Below are 19,459 nucleotides of genomic sequence, written 5' to 3' on the forward strand. Positions count from 1 at the left end.
TCAATCGGGCGAGGTTGAATGGAGCGGCAGGATATCACGCTGCGGAGATGAGATGATGCGGGCCATGCTCTACGAAGCGGCCCAGAGCATGCTGCGTTCGAAGAAATGGTCTTGGCTCAAGGCCTGGGCGATGCAGATCGCGAGGCGCCGCGGGATGAAGAAGGCGATTGTGGCACTGGCGCGTCGGTTGGGCGTGATCATGCATCGCATATGGGTTGATGGCACTGAGTTCCGCTGGACCCGGGAGGCTGCAGCGGCATGAGATCTAATCAGGATCAATAGCGACAGGAGAAAACCCGAGATCCACCCAGTGGTGGAAAGATGTCCCTCGCGGGACGATGGATGAGGTGAGTTCGTATGTCCGCTTGGACCTGCCGTTACACTGACGGTAAGGTCGCCCATTAGATTGTTCCACCTCGTCCTCGAATCCCATAATGGAAGGGCCATGGTGCCGATTCCGAAGAGAAGCGCGAGCCCGTGAGCGACATCGACACTGCAGTGGTGGATAGTCTGAAAGTGCTTGACCTCAAATGGCCGATTAGAGAAGCGGACATGCACCGAGCCTAGCGCATTGCCCGTATTTCCGCACGTCTCTTGTCTGATCTTTGCCGATCCGCCAGTGTCGCGCCGGAACCGGAGCATTGATCCATGGCCGTCGATTACACCAAGGAATACGACAACCGCGCCCGCGTGCCGGAACATCCGGAAATCTTCAAGCGCTGGGCCGGCGAAGCGGCGGCCTATCGCAAGGCCAGCCCGAAGGCCCGGCTCAATCTAAGCTACGGCCCGACGCCGAAGCGGGGCATCGATCTATTTCCGGCCGACGCCGCCGACGCGCCGCTCGCCATGTTCATTCACGGCGGCTGGTGGCGCTCGTTCGACCGCTCCGATTACAGCCACATGGCCAGGGGACTGAACGGCAACGGCGTCAGCGTCGCTGTCGTCGGCTACGATCTCGCGCCGAATGTCTCGATCGCGCAGATCATCGAGCAGATGCGCGCCGCATCGCTGTTTCTGTGGCGCGAGCAAAAGCAGCGGTTCGTCGCCTACGGCCATTCCGCCGGCGGGCACTTGTCCGCCTGCCTGGTCGCGACCGACTGGGAGACGCTCGATCCCGCGGTTCCGACCGATCTGGTGTCGGCCGGTTACGGCATTTCCGGCGTCTATGACGCGACCAAGCTGCTGACGATCCCGCTCAATGCCGATCTCAAATTGACCGAGCAAACGTCGCGCGCGGTGTCGCCGCTGTTCTGGCCGGTGCCGTCCGGCCGCAGCTTCGACGCCGTCGTCGGCGGCATCGAGTCGTCGGAATTCCTGCGCCAGAGCCGCGATTTCGCCGAAGCCTGGCGGCAGGACAATGTCGCCACGCGCTATGAGGAAATCGATGGCGCCAACCATTTCACCGCCATCGATCCGTTGTCCGATGCGGGCAGCGCGATGGTGAGGCGCATCGCCGAACTGGCGCGGCAGACGGCGGCGATGGACCGCTAGGGCGCATCGCCCGCTGGCGCGGGCGATGCTCGTCACTTCCTAGAAGAACGCCTGGATGCCGGTCTGCGCGCGGCCGAGGATCAGCGCGTGGATGTCATGCGTGCCCTCGTAGGTGTTGACCGTCTCGAGGTTCGCGGCGTGACGCATCACATGATACTCGCTCGAGATGCCGTTGCCGCCGTGCATGTCGCGGGCCATGCGCGCGATGTCCAGCGCCTTGCCGCAGTTGTTGCGCTTCATCAGCGAGATCGACGGCGGGGCGGCGCGGCCCTGCTCGATCATGCGGCCGAGCCGCAGGCAGCCCGACAGGCCGAGCGCGATTTCGGTCTGCATGTCGGCGAGCTTCTTCTGCACCAACTGGGTGGCGGCGAGCGGCCGGTTGAACTGCTTGCGGTCGAGCGTGTACTGGCGCGCCGCGTGCCAGCAGAATTCGGCGGCGCCCATGACGCCCCAGGCAATGCCGTAACGCGCGTTGTTGAGGCAGCCGAACGGACCGCCCAGCCCCTGCGCGTTCGGCAGCAGGTTCTCTTCCGGCACGACGCAATCGGCGAGCACGATCTCGCCGGTGGTCGAAGCGCGCAGCGACAGCTTGCCCTGGATCTTCGGCGTCGAGAAACCCTTCATGCCGCGTTCGACGATGAAGCCGCGAATGACGCCATCGAGCTTGGCCCACACCACCGCGATGTCGGCGAACGGCGCGTTCGAGATCCAGGTCTTGGCGCCGTTGAGCTTGTAGCCGCCGGCAACCTTCTCGGCGCGCGTCACCATCGAGCCCGGGTCGGAGCCGTGATCCGGCTCGGTGAGGCCGAAGCAGCCGACCATCTCGCCGGTGGCGAGCTTGGGCAGATATTTGCGGCGCTGCGCTTCCGAGCCATAGGCATAGATCGGATACATGACCAGCGACGACTGCACCGACATGGTCGAGCGATAGCCTGAGTCGACGCGCTCGATCTCGCGGGCGATCAGGCCGTAAGCGACATAGCCGAGGCCGGCGCCGCCGTATTCCTCAGGGATCGTCGGACCGAGCAGACCGAGCTTGCCCATCGCCGGCAGGTTGTTCGGATCGTGGGTCTCGTTGAGATAGGCCTCGGTGACCTTCGGCATCAGGTAGTCCTGGGCGAAGCCGCGCGCGGTGTCGCGCACCATGCCTTCTTCCTCGGTCAGCTCGAACTCGATGCCGAGCGGGTCCTCCCACACGAAGTCCTTGTCCTTCAACATGGACGGCTTGCTGGGACGCTTCTCGGCGGTCTGCGACATGTCGGAACTCCTCTGGCCCTTTCGGGCGGAACCTGGCTTTGGGTGATTATAGCCCGCCGCGAGCGGGAGCAAGAGTGCGATGCGCGCCGCAGATTGCATGAGAATACGGCGGGCGTGCGCCATCGCCCCTGTTGTTTGAAGGCCCGGGGCGGCCTGCCTTCCCTTCCGCCCCTCGGACAAGCCGAGGGGATGGAGCGCCGCGAGGCGCTCGTTCGATTTCGCACCTCGCGGTGTCATTACGGCGCCGGGCCGCGCTTTTGGCGGCTGATCCGCCTCATCGGCGGGTAGCGCTCACCATCAGCGAGCTCCTCGCGGCCGGTCATAGTGCCGGCGGGCGGAGCCCNNGTCCGGGATGCGTGATCCCCCAGACCCGCGGGCACCGCGCCCTGCTCCACCTCATGACGCCTCATGACAGCGCCCTCGACCGAGCAGGACGACATAGGAATAATAGCTTTAGGAATTAATGTCAAGTGGCTGCCGACCCGGACCCATAACCACCGCCATAGGGGGAGGACACGGCGTACGGGTCCCCGCCTTCGCGGGGCAACAGCCAAGCCTGGTTTGCGGGGTTCGGGAGGAGGCGCAAACAAAAACCCCGCCGGCGAGACCGGCGGGGCTTTGCATGCCAGAAGGCAGACGATCGTTAGATCGCTTCCTTGAGGTCCTTGGCGGCGCGGAAGGCGACCTTCTTCGACGCCTTGATCTTGATCGCTTCGCCGGTCGCCGGGTTGCGGCCCATGCGGGCAGCGCGCTTGCGAACCTGCAGGATGCCGAGACCGGCGATCTTCACTCGCTCACCCTTCTTCAGGTGCTTGGTGATCATCGCAACCAGTTCGTCGAGCATCTCGACGCCCTGCTTCTTGGTGAGCTGGTGCTGCTCGGCCAGAGCGTAGGCGAGTTGTTTCAGGGTAACCGGCTTGGCGGCCTTCGGCTTCGCCGTCGCGGCGGGTTTCGTAGCCATTGAATAAGCTCCTTGAGCGCAAAATGCGCTTGTGAAGCACTATGAGATTCGCTGATTTTCGCAAGCGATTGGGCCCGCCCGGAGCCGGATAATCACAGGAAGCTGTGTTTTTTGCCCTTGGAATGGGGCTTTTTGACCCTACAGGGTGCTGGAAAGCCCATCCGGCAGGCCTTTTCGCGCGTCCGATACCGGACGAATCTGCCGCCGGTGGCGGCGCGATTCGACCCCGCTACCGGAAGAACACGAAGGTGATGATCACGAACAGCGGCAGCAGGATCGCACCCGACCACGCCATGTAGCCGAAGAAGCTCGGCATCTTGATGCCGCGCTCCTCGCAGATCGACTTGACCATGAAGTTCGGCGCGTTGCCGATATAGCTGTTGGCGCCCATGAACACGGCGCCGGCCGAGATCGCCAGCAGCGTCTTGTACAGCGGCCCCATCAGGTGCTGGGCGTCGCCGCCGGCGAGGTTGAAGAACACCAGGTAGGTCGGCGCATTGTCGAGGAAGCTCGACAGCACGCCGGTAAGCCAGAAATAGGCGGCGTTGATCGGCTGGCCGTCCGCGGCGGTGACGAAGGCGAGCAGCGGCGCCAGATGACCGTCCTTGCCGGCGCGCAGGATCGCCAGCGCCGGAATGATGGTGATGAAGATGCCGGCAAACAGCAGCGCGACTTCCTGGATCGGCGTCCAGGTGAAGGCGTTCTCGATGCGGATGTTGCGCCGCGTCGTACGCAGCGACAGCCAGGCCAGCACCAGAAGCACGACATCGCGAAGCACGCCTTCCAGCGGTACCTCGAAGCCGAAGCCGACCGGCAGCGCGACGCCGGACTTCCAGATGCCGCTGATCAGCACGGCGCCGACAATGCCGAACAGATAAAGCACGTTGTGCAGGCCGGCGAGGTCGACGTGGCGCAGCGTGTGACCTCCGTGGCGATGCCCTTCCTTGCCCCAGAAATAACTGTCGATGGCGTAAAACAGCGCCAGCAGGATCACGCTCGACACCATCATCGGCAGGAACATCGACTCCACGGTCCAGAGGAAATCGACGCCCTTGAGGAAGCCGAGGAACAGCGGCGGATCGCCAAGCGGCGTCAGCGAGCCGCCGATATTGGAAACGAGGAAGATGAAGAAGATAAAGACATGAACATTGTTGGCGCGGTTCTTGTTGGCGACGATCATCGGCCGGATCAGCAGCATCGAGGCGCCGGTGGTGCCGACCACACTCGCGGCAAAGGTGCCGATGGCGAGCATCGCCGTGTTGGTCGCCGGGTTGCCGACCAGATTGCCGGCGATGCGGATGCCACCCGAGACCACGAACAGCGACAGCAGCAGAATGATGAAGGGCAGATATTCGAGCGCGGTGGTGTGTACCAGCTCGGCGAGCGTCGTCGGCACGCCGTAGATCGCCGCGCAGGGCAGCAGGAACGCCAGCGCCCAGAACGCCGCCACCTTGCCGAAATGATGTTCCCAGAATTTCGGCGCCAGCAGCGGGAACAAGGCGATCGACAACAGGATGCCGGCAAAGGGCAGAGGCCACAGCAGGCTCATCTGCGAGCCGTCGAGATGCGCCTCGGCGGCGGAGGCCGTGCCGGGCAGCGCCACGGACAGTGCCATGGCTAACAGCGAAACCTGCCTGGCGATGCGCTTCATCGATCTCCCCCCATGTTGCGGGCTATTTCTGCCTGCGATGGGCGGAGGAGGCAAGACCCGCTTGTCATTCCGGGTGCGGCGAAGTCGCGAGCCGGCAATCCAGCGACGGACCGAGTGCGCGTCCGGATGCCAGGGTTCGCGCGTTACACGCGCGGCCCGCAATGACGCGTGACGCTACTCGATGGCCTTTGATTGGGCGGCGCTGGCCTGCAGCAGCCGCAGATTGCTGATCACATAAGGATTGCCGGGCGCGCGACGCAGCGCCTCATTGAGCTTCTCATACGCCCGCGCGTTGTCGCCGCGCAGCATGTACGAATAACCCTGGTTGTTGAGGATCTCGATCTTGAGGCCGGCAAGCTGGATCGCCTGGGCGTAAGCGCGGTCGGCGAGATCGAAGCGTTTGACGTGGTCATAGGACGCGGCGAGATCGAGCCAGGCTTCGGCGTCGGTCGGATGCTGCTCGACGGCGCGGCGGAAGTAGCGCTCGGCCATGCCGTAATTGGCGGAGCGGAAATAGGCCTTGCCGGTTGCCAGATCGTCGGCCGGGTTGGTGCCGAGCAGGGTGCCCTCCGGCGTCGGTTCGCCGAACGCACTTTGCGGCAAAGCGGCGCCGCCGGCCGGCGCGGCGGCGAAGGCATCGGCACCGGCCGTATCCGTGAGACCGAGGGAATCCGACAGCGACGTGTTGCCGGCGGCGTTGCAGCCCGCAAGCATGATGCCGGCGCACAGGACCAGTGCTAGCCGGCTGAAAACTTGACGCATACAACCCCCGATACGCTTAACGCGCTTGCCGTCAGACTAGTTGATGCGAGTTAATTGTCCTGCCGGAACCTGACGCGAAATTGCGCGCGATTTTATTTATTATTGTCGGCTTAGAAGTAATGACCGGCCGACAGCTTGACGATCACCGGCAGCAGGATGACGACGAACAGCACGGGGAAGATGCAGATCATCATCGGCACCGCGAGCTTGGCCGGCAGCGCATAGGCCTTCTCCTCGGCGCTGGACATGCGCTTGTGCCGCATGTCGTCGGAATAGACGCGCAGCGCGTCGGTGATCGACGAGCCGAGATCGATCGACTGGTTGATCAAGGTGGCGAAGGCGCGCGCTTCGTCGAGCGCGAGGCGTCCGGCGAAACGCTCCAGCGCATCCTTGAGATTACGGCCGGCGCGGATTTCCAGATTGGTCATATGGATGTTGGCGGTGAGCGAGGGATAGCTCTCGCCCATTTCACGACTGACGCGTTCGAGCGAGGCTTCCATCGACAGCCCGGCGTTGGAACAGACTACCAGCAGATCGAGGAAATCCGGAAAGCCGGAGCGATGCTGCTGGGTCCGCGCCTTGATGCGTTTGTCGATATAAATGCTGGGGCCGACATAACCGGCGACGCCGCCGACCATGACGCTAAGCCACAGCATCGAGCCTTCCATCGGCCACAGGAACGGCAGGACGAAGAACACCGCGGCCGCGAGCACGATCGCCAGAGCGGCGCGGCCGGCGAAGAACAGCGCGACGCCGCGCGGATCGTATATGCCGGCCTGGATCAGGCGGCTGCGCAGCAACCGCATCGCCTCCTGATCGCCGGAATAATGCTTGTTGGTGTAGTCGACGATGCGGGCGACGGCGCGGGCGCTGGAATGGCGCAGCGCGTGACGCGGATTGCGCGGCGCATCGACGATGCGGGCGTGGCGGCGCTTGAGCGAGCCGCGCGAGCGCATCACCGCCATGATGGCAAACGCCAGGGTGCCGGCGGCGAGGAACACCACCAGCGTCAGCATGATGCTCTGGCTATCGCGGAACGCATTGGCGAACGCGTCGAGGGCGGGCATGCGTCAGATCCTGAAATTGACCATGCGGTACATGATGAAGTTGCCGATCCCCATCCAGAAGCCGGCGCCGGCGAGCGCCATCTTGGTCAGCGGCTCGTGCCAGACGCTGGAATAGAAAGTCGGCACCATGAAATTGATGGCGATGAACATCAGGATCGGCAGCGACGACAGGATCAGCGCCGACGCGCGGCCTTCGGCGGCCAGCGCCCGGACCTTGCGCCGCATCTTGAAGCGCTGACGGATGACGCCCGACAGGTTTTCCAGGATCTCGCCGAGATTGCCGCCGGTCGACGTCTGAATCGCCACCGCGGTGACGAACAGCGGCAGATCGTCGGTGCCGACGCGGAAATACAGATTGCGCATCGCGGTCTCGAGATCGGCGCCATAGGTGATCTCGTCGCCGACGATGCCGAATTCCGAACCGATCGGATCGGGCATTTCGCGCGCCACCATCGAGATCGCGACCGGCACCGGATGACCGGCGCGCAAACTACGCACGATAATGTCGAGACCGTCGGCGATCTGCGCGCCGAATTTCTTCTGCCGCCGGTTGCGCAGAAATTTCAGCACCATGACCGGCAGCGCCGTGGCGCTGAAGATGCCGGCGAGCACGGCGTGGCCGACATTATGTTCGAACGTCAGGGTCGCGACGAAGGCGCCGATAGCGCCGACGGCAATGAACAAGATGAGGCGGCCGAGGCCGATGCTCAGCCCGGACTGCAGCAGCAAGCGATTGAGCTCGAAGAACTTGAAGTGGTAATCGCCGGCGCCGGTGAGGCCGCGTTCGCGACGGATCTGCACCAGCACGCTCTCGCGGTCGGTGTTGCCCTCGATGACCTTGAGGCGGCGATTGATGTTCTTGCGGTACGAGCCGGTGTTGTAACAGAACAGATAGATGCCTTCGGCGAACATCGCCGCCGACAGGCCGATCATGATGTAGAAGAGATAGACCGGGTTGAAGTCGAACATGGCGCTACGCGCTCATAGCGGCTGCGACGGGTCGAAATACGCGCCCGGGATGGTGATGCCGTGGCTGGCGAGTTCGGCCAGGAAGCGCGGGCGCACGCCGGTGGCGACGAAATTGCCTTCGACGGTGCCGTCCGGCTTGGTGCCGGTGCGCACGTATTTGAAGATCTCCTGCATCTGGATGATGTCGCCTTCCAGCCCGGTGACCTCGGCGATCGAGGTGACCTTGCGCTTGCCGTCGGACTGCCGCGAGAGCTGCACCACGAGCTGCACGGCATTGGCGATCTGACCGCGGATCGAGGCCACCGTCATCGGCAGGCCGGCCATGCCGATCATCTGCTCGAGACGGGTGATGGCGTCGCGCGGCGTGTTGGCGTGGATGGTGGCCATCGAGCCTTCGTGGCCGGTGTTCATCGCCTGCAGCATGTCGAAGGCTTCCTCGCCGCGGCACTCGCCGAGGATGATGCGGTCCGGGCGCATACGCAACGCGTTCTTGACCAGATCGCGCTGACGGATTTCGCCCTTGCCTTCGACATTGGGCGGCCGCGTTTCCATGCGGCCGACATGCGGCTGCTGCAGTTGCAGTTCGGCGGCGTCCTCGATGGTGAGGAGGCGCTCCTTCTCCGAGATGAAGGCCGACAAGGCATTGAGCATCGTGGTCTTGCCGGAGCCGGTGCCGCCGGAAATGATGGTCGAGATGCGCGCTTTCACCGCGGCGGCCAGCACCTCGGCCATCGGCGGGCGCAACGCGCCGACCTCGACCAGGCGGGCCAGATCGAGCTTCTTCTTGGAGAATTTACGGATCGACACCAGCGGGCCATCGACGCCGATCGGCCGCACCGCGACGTTGACGCGCGAGCCGTCCTGCAGGCGGGCGTCGCACAGCGGGTGGCTTTCGTCGACCCGGCGGCCGACGGCGGCGACGATCTTGTTGATGATGCGCAGCAGATGCTGCTCGTCCTTGAAGCGCACCGGCAGCGGCTCGAGCATGCCGCCGCGCTCGACATAGACGCATTCATGACCGTTGATCAGGATATCGGCGATGCTCGGGTCCTTGAGCAACGGCTCCAGCGGCCCGAGGCCGGTCATCTCGTCGAGAATCTCGGAGACGAAATCAGCCAGTTCTTGCTGATTGAGCGCGAGCCGCTCGGCCACGACATATTGCGTAACCATCGGCTCGACCTGGGCGCGGATCTGGTCCTCCGGCAGCTTGTCGAGCGCCGACAGGTTGATGTCCTCGATCAGCTTGCGGTGCAGCCGCACCTTGGCGTCGAGCAGCTTCGACGACAGCAGCGGATTGGCCGCGGGCTCCGCGGCGGCGGCCGGCGCCGCAGGCACGAGACTTGTCACCAGGCTCGGCGCCACAACCTGCGGCTCCGGCGCGGGCGGCGGCGCAACGGCGGCGCGGCGCAGCGAGAAACGTCCGCTCATGTTGCCCTACCCCGCCGCCAGTTTGAGCTTCTTCATCAGCGGCCGCACGCCGCCTTCGGCCTTCGGCGCGCCGATCACGATCTTCTTCAGTTCGGCGACGACCTTGTTGCCCTGCTGCACCTCGTTGAGCGGCACGCCGCGGTCGATCGCTTCGCGCACCAGCGCGTAATCGTTCGGCAGCGTGTGCAGCGGCGTATCGCCGAGCGCGCGAGCGATGTCGGTGAGCCGCAGGCCCGAATTGAACATCTTCTGCTGGAAGCGATTGACGATGACATGCGGCGCCGCGACGTCCGTCAGGCGCTCGGCGATGGCGCCGACCAGTTGCTTGGCGTGGCGCAGACCCGGCACCGTCGCCTCGGTGACGACATAGAGCTTGTTGCAGCCGAGCAGAACGCTGTCGGTCCACGAGAACCAGGTGCGCGGCATGTCGAAGACGACGTAGTCGAAATGCGCCGACACCAGATCGAGCAGGCGCATCACCACGTCGGGATCGAACGAGCGCATTTCCGCCGGCCGGTTCGGCGCCGCCACCACGGCGAGCCCCGAGGCGTGGTACGACAGCATCACTTCGAGCAATTGCCGATCGAGGCGGTCCGGCCGCGGTTCGATCTCGGCCAGGTTGAGGCGCGGCTCGAGATCGAGATAGTCGGCGACCGAGCCCTGCTGGAAATTGAGATCGACGATGCACACCGACGGCTTGGCGCGCGCCGGGCCGCTGTCGAGCAGCAACAGCGCCGTCTGCACCGCCAGCATCGTGACGCCGGCGCCGCCGACGGCCGGCAGAAACGAGACGATCTGCGCTTCCTTGCGGTCGTTGCCTTCGCCGGCCGGGCGCTTGCCGACGCGGGCGCAGGTGCGCACCAGATCGAGACCGGACACCGGCTTCACCAGGAAGTCGGCGACGCGCAATTGCATCAGCGTGCGTGCCAGATTGGTGTCGAACGCCTCTGTAACCGCAACCACCGGCGGCCACTGGCCAGTGCGCGTGGTGAGCCGGGCCAGCGCCGACAACTCGTCGGCACGGCCGATATCGAGATCGACGACGATGACGGTGACGCCGTCGGTGTTGAGCGTATCGGCCAGCGTCGACAGCGGACCGGTTTCGACCACAAGCTCGATGGCGCTCGAGGCGCCGAAGGTTGCGCGCGCCATGGCGCCGAAATCGACATCGGCGGTGACGACGACAACCCGGGTGGGGGACGTCGTGGGAGCGGCGGGGTGACGCATGGACGGTCCTCGAGCGTTACTTCACCGGACCGGACTGCGAATTCACGGTCGGGCCGAGCGGCGCCGAATTCGCCGACGGCTGAGAATTGTTGCTGCCACCGCCGCCGCCGCTGTCGTTCAGGCCGCGCGGCCGGATCACGTGGCCGGTGCGATAGCGCGTCATGGCCGCTTGCGACACCGCGCCATCGAAGGCGATGTTGCGGTTCGCCGACACCGCCGGCCACGGGTCGACCATGTGCGTGAGCTTGTCGGTCTGCAGCGCGTTGCCGGACTGCGGCGACATGGTGTCAGTGCGGTCGAGATATTCCGAGCAGCCAGCGAGCGTTGCGGCGGTGAGGACGAGCATCAGGTGACGCGAATGCCTGACCATGGACTTATTGAACCGCGGCATTGGAGATCCACTTCGGCATGTCGAGCATATGGCCGGATGGCGCGGCGCCGGCGGTCGCGACTTTGGCGTCCGACGTCGCGAGCGTCGCCGCGCTGCGCGCGCGCGGCTGGCGGGGCAGTTCGGTCTTGCCCATCAGAAAGTAATCGACGTCATTCGGCGGCTGCGTGTCGTCGGTCGGCGCCTTGACCAGATCGCCGGGACGTGCCGGACGCACGATATGCGGCGTGACGATGATGGCCAGGTCGGTCTCGTTGCGCTGGTAGGATTTCGACGAGAACAGGGCGCCAAGCACCGGCACCGAACCGAGCCACGGCATCTGCTCGAGCTGGTTCTGGCCGTTGTTCTGCAACAGGCCGCCAATGACAAAGCTCTGGCCGTCGCGCAGCTCGATCGTAGTCGAGGCACGCCGCACCGTCAGCGCCGGCACCGAGACGCCATAGGCCACCGCAATGGTGTGGGTGGTGTCGATGGCGCTGACTTCCGGCTCGATCTTCATGTTGATCAGGCCGTGGCTGAGCACCGTCGGCGTGAAGGCGAGGCCGACGCCGTATTTCTTGTAGTCGACCGTGACCTGACCGAGCGAGCCGGCGACCGGTATGGGATATTCGCCGCCGGCGAGAAAGCTCGCGGTGTCGCCGGACAGCGCCACCAGATTCGGCTCGGCGAGGCTGCGCGCGACGCCCTTCTGCTCCAGGGCGTTGATCATGACGTCTGTGGTGACACCGTTCGCGACCATGCGCGCCAGCATGAAGCCGAACGGCGAGCCGCCGGACAGCACGCCGGCCGCCACTTCGCCCGCGGACAGCGTGTTGGCATTCGGCGGCGCGTCGATCGGCAGATTGTTCGCCGGCTGGCGCGAGCCGATATTCGTCGTGCTGCGGTCGCCGAAACGGTTCCACTGGAAGCCGAGCTCGCGACCGGCGGTGCGCGAGACTTCGATGAACCGCACTTCGAGCATGACCTGCTGCGGCGACATCACCGACACCGCGTTGATGATGTCCGGGCCGAACTGCTTGGCGATGGTGACCGCCTGATCGAGCGTCACGGCGTCCGGCACTTCGCCGGCGAGCATGATGCGGCCGTTGACCGCCGAGGCGCGCAGCCGCGCATGCGGGAAGCGGCGGCGCAGCTCGTTGATCAGCCGTGACACGTCATAGGTGACCTCGACGTCGTAGATGCCGACGAGGCGTTTCTGCTCGTCGTAAATCGTCACGCGTGTGGTGCCGATCTTCTTGCCGAGGACCGACAGGGTATGGTCGGTGAGCGGGTTGACGTCGGCGACTTCCGGATCGCCGACCGCGATGCTGACGAAGCCGGCGCTGGTGCGCACGTCCTGCGATTTGCCGACCACGATCGACAGATTCGAGGTGCCCGACAGGTTGGCTTCATCGGCGCGGCGCGGCGCGGCATGCGCGTCGATCGCGCCGAGATACAGCACCCCGAGCAGGGTCACCGTTCCGGCCAGCGCGACCTCGCGGAGAAATTGCCAGTATCCGACAGCCCGCGCGAACGCGGTTTGATTGCCGAGGACCCTGCGGTCCTGGTCTTGGCGGCTCATGGCCGTGCTCCTGATGTTCGACGAGAAATTCACGGCCGTCACTGACGCACGGCCTCCGCGACGGCGCCGCCGCGCCGCGCCGTTTCGACCGGCACCGTGTAGTCCTGCTTGGCGGCGGCGCGCGTTACCGACACGGTCGTGGTCGTCGCGCCGCGATCCGCGACCGGCTCCTGCGTCGTCAGATCGTCGAGCGTGATCTTGCGCGTGCGCGCCTGCGCCGTTTCGCCGGCCTTGCGCAACAGCAGCGACAGGTTGCCGACGGTGGACGCGAGCCAGACTTTCTGCGCCTCGACGGTGTCGACTTCGAGCGTCACCGATTTGGCGACGGTGGCCTTGGCGGCCCGCTCGTCGGCGATCTGATCGACCGCCAGCACGCGGCGGTTTTGCAGCACCACTTCCGTGGTCGCGTTGCCCTTTTCGATGGTGCGCGTGAGCACGACATCGACGTGATCGCCCGGCAGAACGAAGCCGCCGACGCCTTCGACGTCGTTGACGCGGACGGTGACCGCCTTCATGCCCGGCTTCACCAGGGCCGACAGCGTCGCGCGCTGGCCGGGGCCGGTGATCTTCAGCCCGAGCACCGGCTCATTGGCCTCGATCGCGGTGAGGACGATGCGGCTGCCACCGTTCAATACATCAGAAATCTTGGTGAAAGCGCCGGCGGGCAACGCCTCCGACGGCCACGGCACCTCCTCGAGCATGGCGGCGCTGAGTTCGGTGCCGTAGCGCAGCGGCATTTTGGCGACGACCAGCGTGCGCGTCGGCACCGGCTTGGCGGTTGCCTCGACGTGCTTGTTGGCCTGATTGGCGAGCCAGATCTGGGCGATGAAGACGGCGATGATGCCGAACACCAAAGCGAAGGCGATCATGACAAGTGTGCTGGCGCGCATCGAACAGGATCCTTCAGCGGCCCTTCGAGCGAGCCGACACCTTCACCGTATGCGAGGTGATCGATTCAATTATTAATGGGGTGAAACCACTTCGTTGCTTGCTGAATGTCATGTGAAGGACTGCGCGCGATTTACTTAAACTGCGCGCAAAACCTACATGGCGAGACGAAGCTGCGAGAGCGCGGTGCCGATTTGATTAAAAGTCGTGATGATCTGCGTCGATGACGTCAGCAAGAAGAACTTGCTGGTGCTGCTCGCGCAGTTCTTCAGCAGCGTCGAGGTGGGATCGCCGCCGGTGTTGACCTGCACCGTGTAGAGCGTGACGCCGGCGGCCTTAATGTTGTCGCAGGCCTTCTGCTCGCGCGCGTCGATCGACGACTGGTTGGTGTACCAGCGGTCTTCGGTGTTGAGGCCGTCGGTGAGCAGGATGATCACCTGGTTGTATTGATAGTTGGAATCGAAGGCCGGCACCGTGAACGGCGCGGCGGTAAGCGATTGCCAGCCCATCTGCAGACCGATCGCCTGGTTGGTGTTGCCGGCCGGCTGCATGGCATCGATTTTGGCCGACAGCGCCGTCCAGTCGTTGCTCAGTTGCATCAGCGGTGTCGGGCAGGACGAATATTGCTCGGCCGGATAAAGCGTGCCGCCGGACAGTGCCGGACTGTTGGTGACGTCGTAATTCTGATCTCGGTCGGTGACGCAGCCGTTCCATGTCGAATGGTCGGCCGGCGTCCAGACCTTGGCGTGCGACTCGCATGAACTCTTCGACTTGTAGCTGGTGTTGCTGCAGGTGCCGTTGGCAGCCTCCCACAGCGTCCAGTTGATCCAGGGCTGATTGTAATTGTCGGCACCGACATTGACGTCCTTGGAGAACGGGACGATCGAGACATAGACATCTTCCGGCAGCAGCGCCGCGTTCTTGAGCTGCGTCAGCAGATTCTGGCTGGCGGTCTTGAGCGCGGTCATCTTGCTAGAGCTCGACATCGAGCCGGTGTTGTCGAGCACCAGCGCGACACGAAGCCGCGTATCGCCCCAGGTCGAGGTGGCCGCCGCTTTGATATTGATGTGATCGTAGCCGAGCACACCCATGACGTTGGTCTTCAGCGTCGCGGCGCCGTTGAGCACCAGCTTCGATCCCGCCGTGCCGGTGTAGGTCGCGGTGATGCTGACATTGGTGACATTGGGCTTGGCGAACAGCGCGTTGAAGTAACTGGTCGCGGCCGCCTGGAGATCTGCGGCGTTCTGCGTTGCCGCGGTTTTCGACATGGCCAGCGCCGTCGAATCGAGCGCGGCCTGGAAGGAGGCCTTGGTCGCGTTGGCTTGCGAGTAGTCGATGGCGACGCCGGCGCCGCCGATCAGCGGAACCGCCAGGATCGCCATCATCGGCGCTATGCTGCCGCGGCGGTCCTTCAGAAACTTCGTGAACATCGGGAGAGCCCTGCCCCAAACGGCCGAGAGGGTCGGCCTATGCCTAACGTGCGGCAACTTTGTTCGAGAGCCTCTTTAGAAGCCGTGAGAAGTTCCGCTCGGATAATCAGCGAAATGAATTCTAATCCGAGATAATTGCGTGGAATGGGGCGAGCCGCGCCGGTGGTGAGATACAGCACAGACCAGTCAACATCCTGCGTTGCCCCAGGTGCGAGTTTGGCCTAATGGTGGTTTTGCGAAGCGCCAGTCGCACTTTCCTGACACTCGTTTCGATCTGGCAAGGCGTCGTGCAATCGCCGCGGTTGGCCGTCTCACCCTATTCGAACCGAAAATCGCGTGCCTACTTATCAGGACAACCAGCGCGGAATCATCGCCCTGATCACGGGCTGCGCCCTGTTCACGGTAAACGACACGATAACCAAGATCACGGCGCTGACGCATCCGATCGGCGAAGTGCTGGTGGTCCGCGGCTTCGTCTGCCTTGCCATTCTCGGCGTCGCCATCGCGATAGTTCAGCGGACGCTCGTCATCCACGGTGCACTGCACCACACCGTGCTGCTGCGCGCCACGCTCGATTCGCTCGCCAACGTCACCTTCGTGGTGTCGCTCACCAAGCTCCGGCTCGCCGACTTGATGGCGATCAACCTGATGTCACCGCTGATCGTCACCATGCTGCTCGCCTTCTTCTTCAAGGAGCAGGTCGGCTGGCGACGCTGGACTGCGATCGGCGTCGGCGTCGGCGGCATGCTGCTGATCGTCAAGCCGAGTCCGGCCAATTTCAACGAATGGGCGCTGTTGGCGCTGGCCGGCGCGTGCTTCTCCGCGGTGCGCGACATCGCCACACGGCGCCTGCAGCCCGGCACCAGCACGCTGTCCGTCACGTTCATCAGCCTGGTCGGCACGACCATTGCCGGATCGATATTCGGGCTGCTGGCGGGCGAGGACTGGAAGCTGATGCCGGCGGAATATACCGGGCTGCTGGGGCTTGCCGCGGTGTTTCTCACCGCCGGCAGCGCGCTGGCGGTGGCCGCCTTCCGCAATGTCGATGTGTCGCTGGTGGCGCCGTTCCGCTATTCGCTGCTGATCTGGAGCGGGCTGTCCGGCTACTTCGTGTTCGGTGAAATCTCGGACCGCCTGTCGATCGCCGGAACGCTACTGATTGTCGGCAGCGGTCTCTATGCGCTGCACCGCGAGCGCGTCCGCCAGCGAGACATCGCCTCGCGGACCCCAGTGCGCTAGCCGCGCCGCGAGCGCGGACGAAAGATCGGGAGCCCCGGCCTGCGGCCGAGACTCCCGTTATTCAACTACTGCTGACCGCCCTTGCGACCGGCTTCCGATGCGCGCTTCGGGTCATCGGCGAAATTGCCCGAGCCGCCTTGCTGGCCCTTCGATCCGCTCGACTGCGACTGCTGGCCGCCGTGGCTATGCTCGCCACCTTTCTTGCCGGCGTCGGACGCGCGTTGCGGATCGTTGGCGAAGTTACCGGAACCGCCACGTTGTTCGTTTGCCATGAAACATCTCCGTTTTATCGTTGACGTATTTTCGGGAGGCGCTGCTCGTCGTTGGCAACGTCATACCGTCAACCGCGGCCTTCGTGATGCGTTCGGTGAAACTCGAAATTTAACGTCCGATATATTGTTTCGTAACGCGCGTCGCGGAACAGCAGCGCAGAGAGTTTCAAATTGTCGCGTCGCGCCGCCTGCACGACATGGCCGCCGGTTTGTCATCAATAAGCCATGGGATCGTAGTCCGAACCGCCGCCACGGCGGCCAAGCCGAAGGGCCGCTCGCCCCATCCGCATGGCGCGGCGAACATGCCAACCGGTGGTGCGAACTCCATTGCCGGTTCCGGCCATTTGGTCTAATCAGGGTCTGCTACGCGCCCGTAGCTCAGCTGGATAGAGCGTTGCCCTCCGAAGGCAAAGGTCGTGCGTTCGAATCGCGCCGGGCGCGCCATTCTTTCAAGGGCGGCGACAGCCGCAGCCAACCACAAGCCTGTTAGCGTGGTTCGGCCCCCGCCTCACGCTCCTGTTCGATGGCGCTCTTGATCACGGCGGTGATTCGCCTATCCGCCATTTGCGCGACGTTGAAGCGCATGAATTCGCCCGCCGACTGCGACACGCTGAACACGTTGCCCGGCGCCAGCACGATGCCGTCCGCCATGGCGCGACGCGCCAGCGCCGCCGAGTCGATGCCGTCCGGCAGCCGGCACCACAGATAGTAGCCGCCGCGCGGCATCAACCACGGCACGATATCGAGCGGCGCAAGTCGCTGCGCCGCGTCCTTGCGGGCCCGCACCAGCCGGCGGCGCACCTCCTCCATGTGCTTGCGATAGCTGCCGCCGGCGAGAACACCGGCGATCAATTCCGTCGCGACCGGGCTGGGTCCACCGAAGCCGGTGGCGATCTGCAGATCCGTCAGCCCCTCGATCCAGTCGGCGCGCGCGGCGATGTAGCCACAGCGCACCGAAGCCGACAGCGTTTTGGAAAAGCTGCCAACGCGAATGACGCGGTTGAGCCCGTCCGGCACCGCCAGCCGCGCCGACGACGCCGGATCGAAATCGGCGAAGATCTCGTCCTCGACGATGGTCAGGTCATGCGCCGCGGCAGCGCTGAGCACACGGTAGGCCGCTTGCGAAGTGAGACTGGCACCGGTCGGGTTGTGCAAACCGGAATTGGTGATGTAGAGGCGCGGACGTTCGGTGGCGAGAATGTTGTCAAAGGCGGCGATGTCGGGCCCGGTTGGCGTGTAGGGCACGCCGACGACCTTCACTTGATGCGCGCGCAGCAACGCCAGGAAATTGAAGTAACACGGGTCGTCGACCAGCACGGTGTCGCCGGGCCGCAGCAGCATCCGGCAAACGAGATCGATCGCCTGCGTGCCCGACCCGGTCAGCATCACCTGCCCCGGCGTGACATCGAGGCCTTCCTCGGCGAACCGAGCGATCAGCACACGGCGCAGCGCCGGCGAGCCGCGCGTGCTGCCGTAATCGCACAGCATCGCGTCGCCGGCGCGCGCCAGCTTGCGCAAGCCCTTGCGCAGCGCCGAGTGCGGCATCCAGTCGGCCGGCAGCCAGCCGCAACCCGGTTTGGGCACCGAGTTCTCGGCGTCGAGCGATTGACGCGACACCCAGAACGGATCGACGTCGCGAGCGCGCGGTGCGCCCAGCACCATCGGCGGCTGGTGATGGGCGGTGACGTAGAAGCCCGAGCCCGGCCGCGCTCGGATGACCCCCTCGGCGGCGAGGCGATCGTAAGCCTCGACCACCGTCGATGGAGATACGTCCATCGCCGATGCGAAGCGGCGGATGGAGGGCAGCCGATCGCCGGGCGCCAGCGCGCGGCCGGCGATGCGACCGCGGACCTCATGCATCAGCGCCTCGGTCCGCGTCATGACGCGTTCATCCATGGCCATGTCCGGGTTCGGTGTATGGCTCATGTGAGCCATACAGTTTGGCGCAATTGTACTGCACTGTGCGTTACGGCGATAGCCGCCCGGCGCTACAGAAAGCCATGGAACGAAGTACCGCGGGCTGGGGCAGCGGGCTCCTCGGCGTCATCATCTTCAGCGGCTCGCTGCCGGCGACGCGGCTTGCCGTCCTCGATCTGTCGCCGCTGTTCCTGACCTCGGCGCGCGCAGTGATCGCGGCGCTGCTCGGCGCGGCGTTGCTGGCGACGCTGCGTCAGGCCCGGCCGGCGCGAAGCGATCTTGCGTCCCTGATTATCGTCGCGGCCGGCGTCGTCGTCGGTTTTCCGCTGCTCACCGCGCTGGCGTTGCAGCACATCACTGCGGCGCACTCCATCGTGTTCATCGGCCTGCTGCCGCTCGCCACGGCGTTCTTCGGCGTGCTGCGCGGCGGTGAACGTCCGCGGCCGGCGCTGTGGCTGTTCTCGCTCATCGGCGCCGCGACCGTGGCGGGCTTCGCGCTGTCGCAAAGCGGCGCCGGCTCGCTGACCGGCGATCTTTTGATGATCGGCGCCGTTCTTTTGTGCGGCCTGGGCTATGCCGAAGGCGCGACGCTATCGCGCCGGCTCGGCGGCTGGCAGGTGATTTCCTGGGCGTTGCTGCTGTCGTTGCCGCCGATGGGCGCGATCATGCTGTTCACACTGCCTTCGCAATGGAGCGTCGTTGGCACGCCGGCCTGGCTCGGCCTCGCCTACGTATCGCTGTTCAGCATGCTGATCGGCTTCGTGTTCTGGTATCGCGGCCTGGCGCTGGGCGGCATCGCCGGCGTCAGCCAGTTGCAACTGCTGCAGCCGTTCTTTGGTTTGCTGCTCGCCGCCTGGCTGCTGCACGAGCCGATCGCCTGGACCATGATCGCCTCGACGGTCGTGGTCGTCGCCTGCGTCGCCGGAGCGAAGCGGTTTTCCTGAGCGGCGG

At 64.8% G+C, this 19,459-nt stretch carries 18 protein-coding genes and 1 tRNA gene; 5 read left to right on the top strand and 14 right to left on the bottom strand.

Going from position 1 to position 19,459, the window contains the following annotated elements; all coding sequences use genetic code 11:
* Both ASD45_RS16680 and ASD45_RS16685 read left to right on the top strand, forming a co-directional pair.
* A partial coding sequence (locus ASD45_RS16680) for a transposase (RefSeq protein ID WP_156380957.1) occupies window positions 1-262 on the top strand: 262 nt, incomplete at its 5' end.
* Between the two features lie 386 nt (window positions 263-648).
* Entirely contained in the window at window positions 649-1,491 is an 843-nt protein-coding gene (locus tag ASD45_RS16685) for an alpha/beta hydrolase (RefSeq protein ID WP_056912839.1), read from the top strand.
* Window positions 1,492-1,530: 39 nt separating this feature from the next.
* On the opposite strand, the gene ASD45_RS16690 is transcribed toward ASD45_RS16685, so the two are convergent.
* From ASD45_RS16690 to ASD45_RS16750, 12 genes are all read right to left on the bottom strand, one after another.
* Window positions 1,531-2,748 (bottom strand): acyl-CoA dehydrogenase, encoded by a 1,218-nt coding sequence (locus ASD45_RS16690; RefSeq protein ID WP_156380958.1) that lies wholly within the window; start codon window positions 2,746-2,748, stop codon window positions 1,531-1,533.
* 643 nt (window positions 2,749-3,391) lie between these two features.
* Window positions 3,392-3,709, bottom strand: coding sequence for an HU family DNA-binding protein (locus ASD45_RS16700; protein ID WP_056912841.1), 318 nt, complete (start codon window positions 3,707-3,709; stop codon window positions 3,392-3,394).
* Window positions 3,710-3,938: 229 nt separating this feature from the next.
* Complete coding sequence (locus ASD45_RS16705) at window positions 3,939-5,360, bottom strand: sodium:proton antiporter (RefSeq protein WP_056912842.1); 1,422 nt, start codon at window positions 5,358-5,360, stop codon at window positions 3,939-3,941.
* Between the two features lie 174 nt (window positions 5,361-5,534).
* A complete protein-coding gene (locus tag ASD45_RS16710; protein WP_056912843.1) occupies window positions 5,535-6,122 on the bottom strand; it encodes a tetratricopeptide repeat protein in 588 nt (195 codons plus the stop codon).
* Between the two features lie 110 nt (window positions 6,123-6,232).
* Complete coding sequence (locus tag ASD45_RS16715; protein ID WP_056912844.1) at window positions 6,233-7,189, bottom strand: type II secretion system F family protein; 957 nt, start codon at window positions 7,187-7,189, stop codon at window positions 6,233-6,235.
* Window positions 7,190-7,192: 3 nt separating this feature from the next.
* Window positions 7,193-8,158, bottom strand: a complete 966-nt coding sequence (locus ASD45_RS16720; RefSeq protein ID WP_056912845.1) for a type II secretion system F family protein — start codon at window positions 8,156-8,158, stop codon at window positions 7,193-7,195.
* 12 nt (window positions 8,159-8,170) lie between these two features.
* A complete protein-coding gene (locus ASD45_RS16725) occupies window positions 8,171-9,586 on the bottom strand; it encodes a CpaF family protein (RefSeq protein WP_056912846.1) in 1,416 nt (471 codons plus the stop codon).
* 6 nt (window positions 9,587-9,592) lie between these two features.
* Complete coding sequence (locus tag ASD45_RS16730) at window positions 9,593-10,813, bottom strand: response regulator (RefSeq protein ID WP_082540989.1); 1,221 nt, start codon at window positions 10,811-10,813, stop codon at window positions 9,593-9,595.
* A gap of 16 nt (window positions 10,814-10,829) precedes the next feature.
* Window positions 10,830-11,183, bottom strand: coding sequence for a hypothetical protein (locus ASD45_RS16735; RefSeq protein WP_210168898.1), 354 nt, complete (start codon window positions 11,181-11,183; stop codon window positions 10,830-10,832).
* Window positions 11,184-11,187: 4 nt separating this feature from the next.
* Entirely contained in the window at window positions 11,188-12,762 is a 1,575-nt protein-coding gene (locus ASD45_RS16740; RefSeq protein WP_056912849.1) for a type II and III secretion system protein family protein, read from the bottom strand.
* A 38-nt stretch (window positions 12,763-12,800) separates the two neighbouring features.
* Complete coding sequence (gene cpaB, locus ASD45_RS16745; RefSeq protein ID WP_056912850.1) at window positions 12,801-13,652, bottom strand: Flp pilus assembly protein CpaB; 852 nt, start codon at window positions 13,650-13,652, stop codon at window positions 12,801-12,803.
* A gap of 153 nt (window positions 13,653-13,805) precedes the next feature.
* On the bottom strand, window positions 13,806-15,080 hold the full coding sequence (locus ASD45_RS16750; RefSeq protein WP_056912851.1) for a pilus assembly protein: 1,275 nt from the start codon (window positions 15,078-15,080) through the stop codon (window positions 13,806-13,808).
* 336 nt (window positions 15,081-15,416) lie between these two features.
* Between ASD45_RS16750 and ASD45_RS16755 the strand changes: the two genes are divergently transcribed.
* Window positions 15,417-16,319, top strand: a complete 903-nt coding sequence (locus ASD45_RS16755) for a DMT family transporter (RefSeq protein WP_056912852.1) — start codon at window positions 15,417-15,419, stop codon at window positions 16,317-16,319.
* Between the two features lie 65 nt (window positions 16,320-16,384).
* Here the strand turns inward: ASD45_RS16755 and ASD45_RS16760 are convergent, their stop codons facing one another.
* A complete protein-coding gene (locus ASD45_RS16760; protein WP_056912853.1) occupies window positions 16,385-16,591 on the bottom strand; it encodes a KGG domain-containing protein in 207 nt (68 codons plus the stop codon).
* Between the two features lie 367 nt (window positions 16,592-16,958).
* Here ASD45_RS16760 and ASD45_RS16765 point away from each other — a divergent pair.
* A tRNA-Arg gene (locus ASD45_RS16765) sits at window positions 16,959-17,035 on the top strand.
* Window positions 17,036-17,077: 42 nt separating this feature from the next.
* On the opposite strand, the gene ASD45_RS16770 is transcribed toward ASD45_RS16765, so the two are convergent.
* Window positions 17,078-18,487, bottom strand: coding sequence for a PLP-dependent aminotransferase family protein (locus ASD45_RS16770; RefSeq protein ID WP_056912854.1), 1,410 nt, complete (start codon window positions 18,485-18,487; stop codon window positions 17,078-17,080).
* Between the two features lie 104 nt (window positions 18,488-18,591).
* On the opposite strand from ASD45_RS16770, the gene ASD45_RS16775 reads away from it, so the two are divergent.
* The gene (locus tag ASD45_RS16775) at window positions 18,592-19,452 is read left to right on the top strand and encodes a DMT family transporter (protein WP_056912855.1); all 861 of its coding nucleotides are present in this window, start codon (window positions 18,592-18,594) and stop codon (window positions 19,450-19,452) included.
* Window positions 19,453-19,459 lie beyond the last annotated feature (7 nt).

The organism is Pseudolabrys sp. Root1462 (genome assembly GCF_001426945.1).
Lineage (GTDB): Bacteria > Pseudomonadota > Alphaproteobacteria > Rhizobiales > Xanthobacteraceae > Pseudolabrys.

Coding starts and splice junctions, on each gene's coding strand:
- ASD45_RS16770 (WP_056912854.1), bottom strand. CDS start 18,487: ATGGATGAACGCGTCATGACGCGGACCGAGGCGCTGATGCATGAGGTC.
- ASD45_RS16750 (WP_056912851.1), bottom strand. CDS start 15,080: ATGTTCACGAAGTTTCTGAAGGACCGCCGCGGCAGCATAGCGCCGATG.
- ASD45_RS16720 (WP_056912845.1), bottom strand. CDS start 8,158: ATGTTCGACTTCAACCCGGTCTATCTCTTCTACATCATGATCGGCCTG.
- ASD45_RS16725 (WP_056912846.1), bottom strand. CDS start 9,586: ATGAGCGGACGTTTCTCGCTGCGCCGCGCCGCCGTTGCGCCGCCGCCC.
- ASD45_RS16685 (WP_056912839.1), top strand. CDS start 649: ATGGCCGTCGATTACACCAAGGAATACGACAACCGCGCCCGCGTGCCG.
- ASD45_RS16715 (WP_056912844.1), bottom strand. CDS start 7,189: ATGCCCGCCCTCGACGCGTTCGCCAATGCGTTCCGCGATAGCCAGAGC.
- ASD45_RS16710 (WP_056912843.1), bottom strand. CDS start 6,122: ATGCGTCAAGTTTTCAGCCGGCTAGCACTGGTCCTGTGCGCCGGCATC.
- ASD45_RS16730 (WP_082540989.1), bottom strand. CDS start 10,813: ATGCGTCACCCCGCCGCTCCCACGACGTCCCCCACCCGGGTTGTCGTC.
- ASD45_RS16740 (WP_056912849.1), bottom strand. CDS start 12,762: ATGAGCCGCCAAGACCAGGACCGCAGGGTCCTCGGCAATCAAACCGCG.
- cpaB (WP_056912850.1), bottom strand. CDS start 13,652: ATGCGCGCCAGCACACTTGTCATGATCGCCTTCGCTTTGGTGTTCGGC.
- ASD45_RS16775 (WP_056912855.1), top strand. CDS start 18,592: ATGGAACGAAGTACCGCGGGCTGGGGCAGCGGGCTCCTCGGCGTCATC.
- ASD45_RS16700 (WP_056912841.1), bottom strand. CDS start 3,709: ATGGCTACGAAACCCGCCGCGACGGCGAAGCCGAAGGCCGCCAAGCCG.
- ASD45_RS16760 (WP_056912853.1), bottom strand. CDS start 16,591: ATGGCAAACGAACAACGTGGCGGTTCCGGTAACTTCGCCAACGATCCG.
- ASD45_RS16735 (WP_210168898.1), bottom strand. CDS start 11,183: ATGGTCAGGCATTCGCGTCACCTGATGCTCGTCCTCACCGCCGCAACG.
- ASD45_RS16690 (WP_156380958.1), bottom strand. CDS start 2,748: ATGTCGCAGACCGCCGAGAAGCGTCCCAGCAAGCCGTCCATGTTGAAG.
- ASD45_RS16705 (WP_056912842.1), bottom strand. CDS start 5,360: ATGAAGCGCATCGCCAGGCAGGTTTCGCTGTTAGCCATGGCACTGTCC.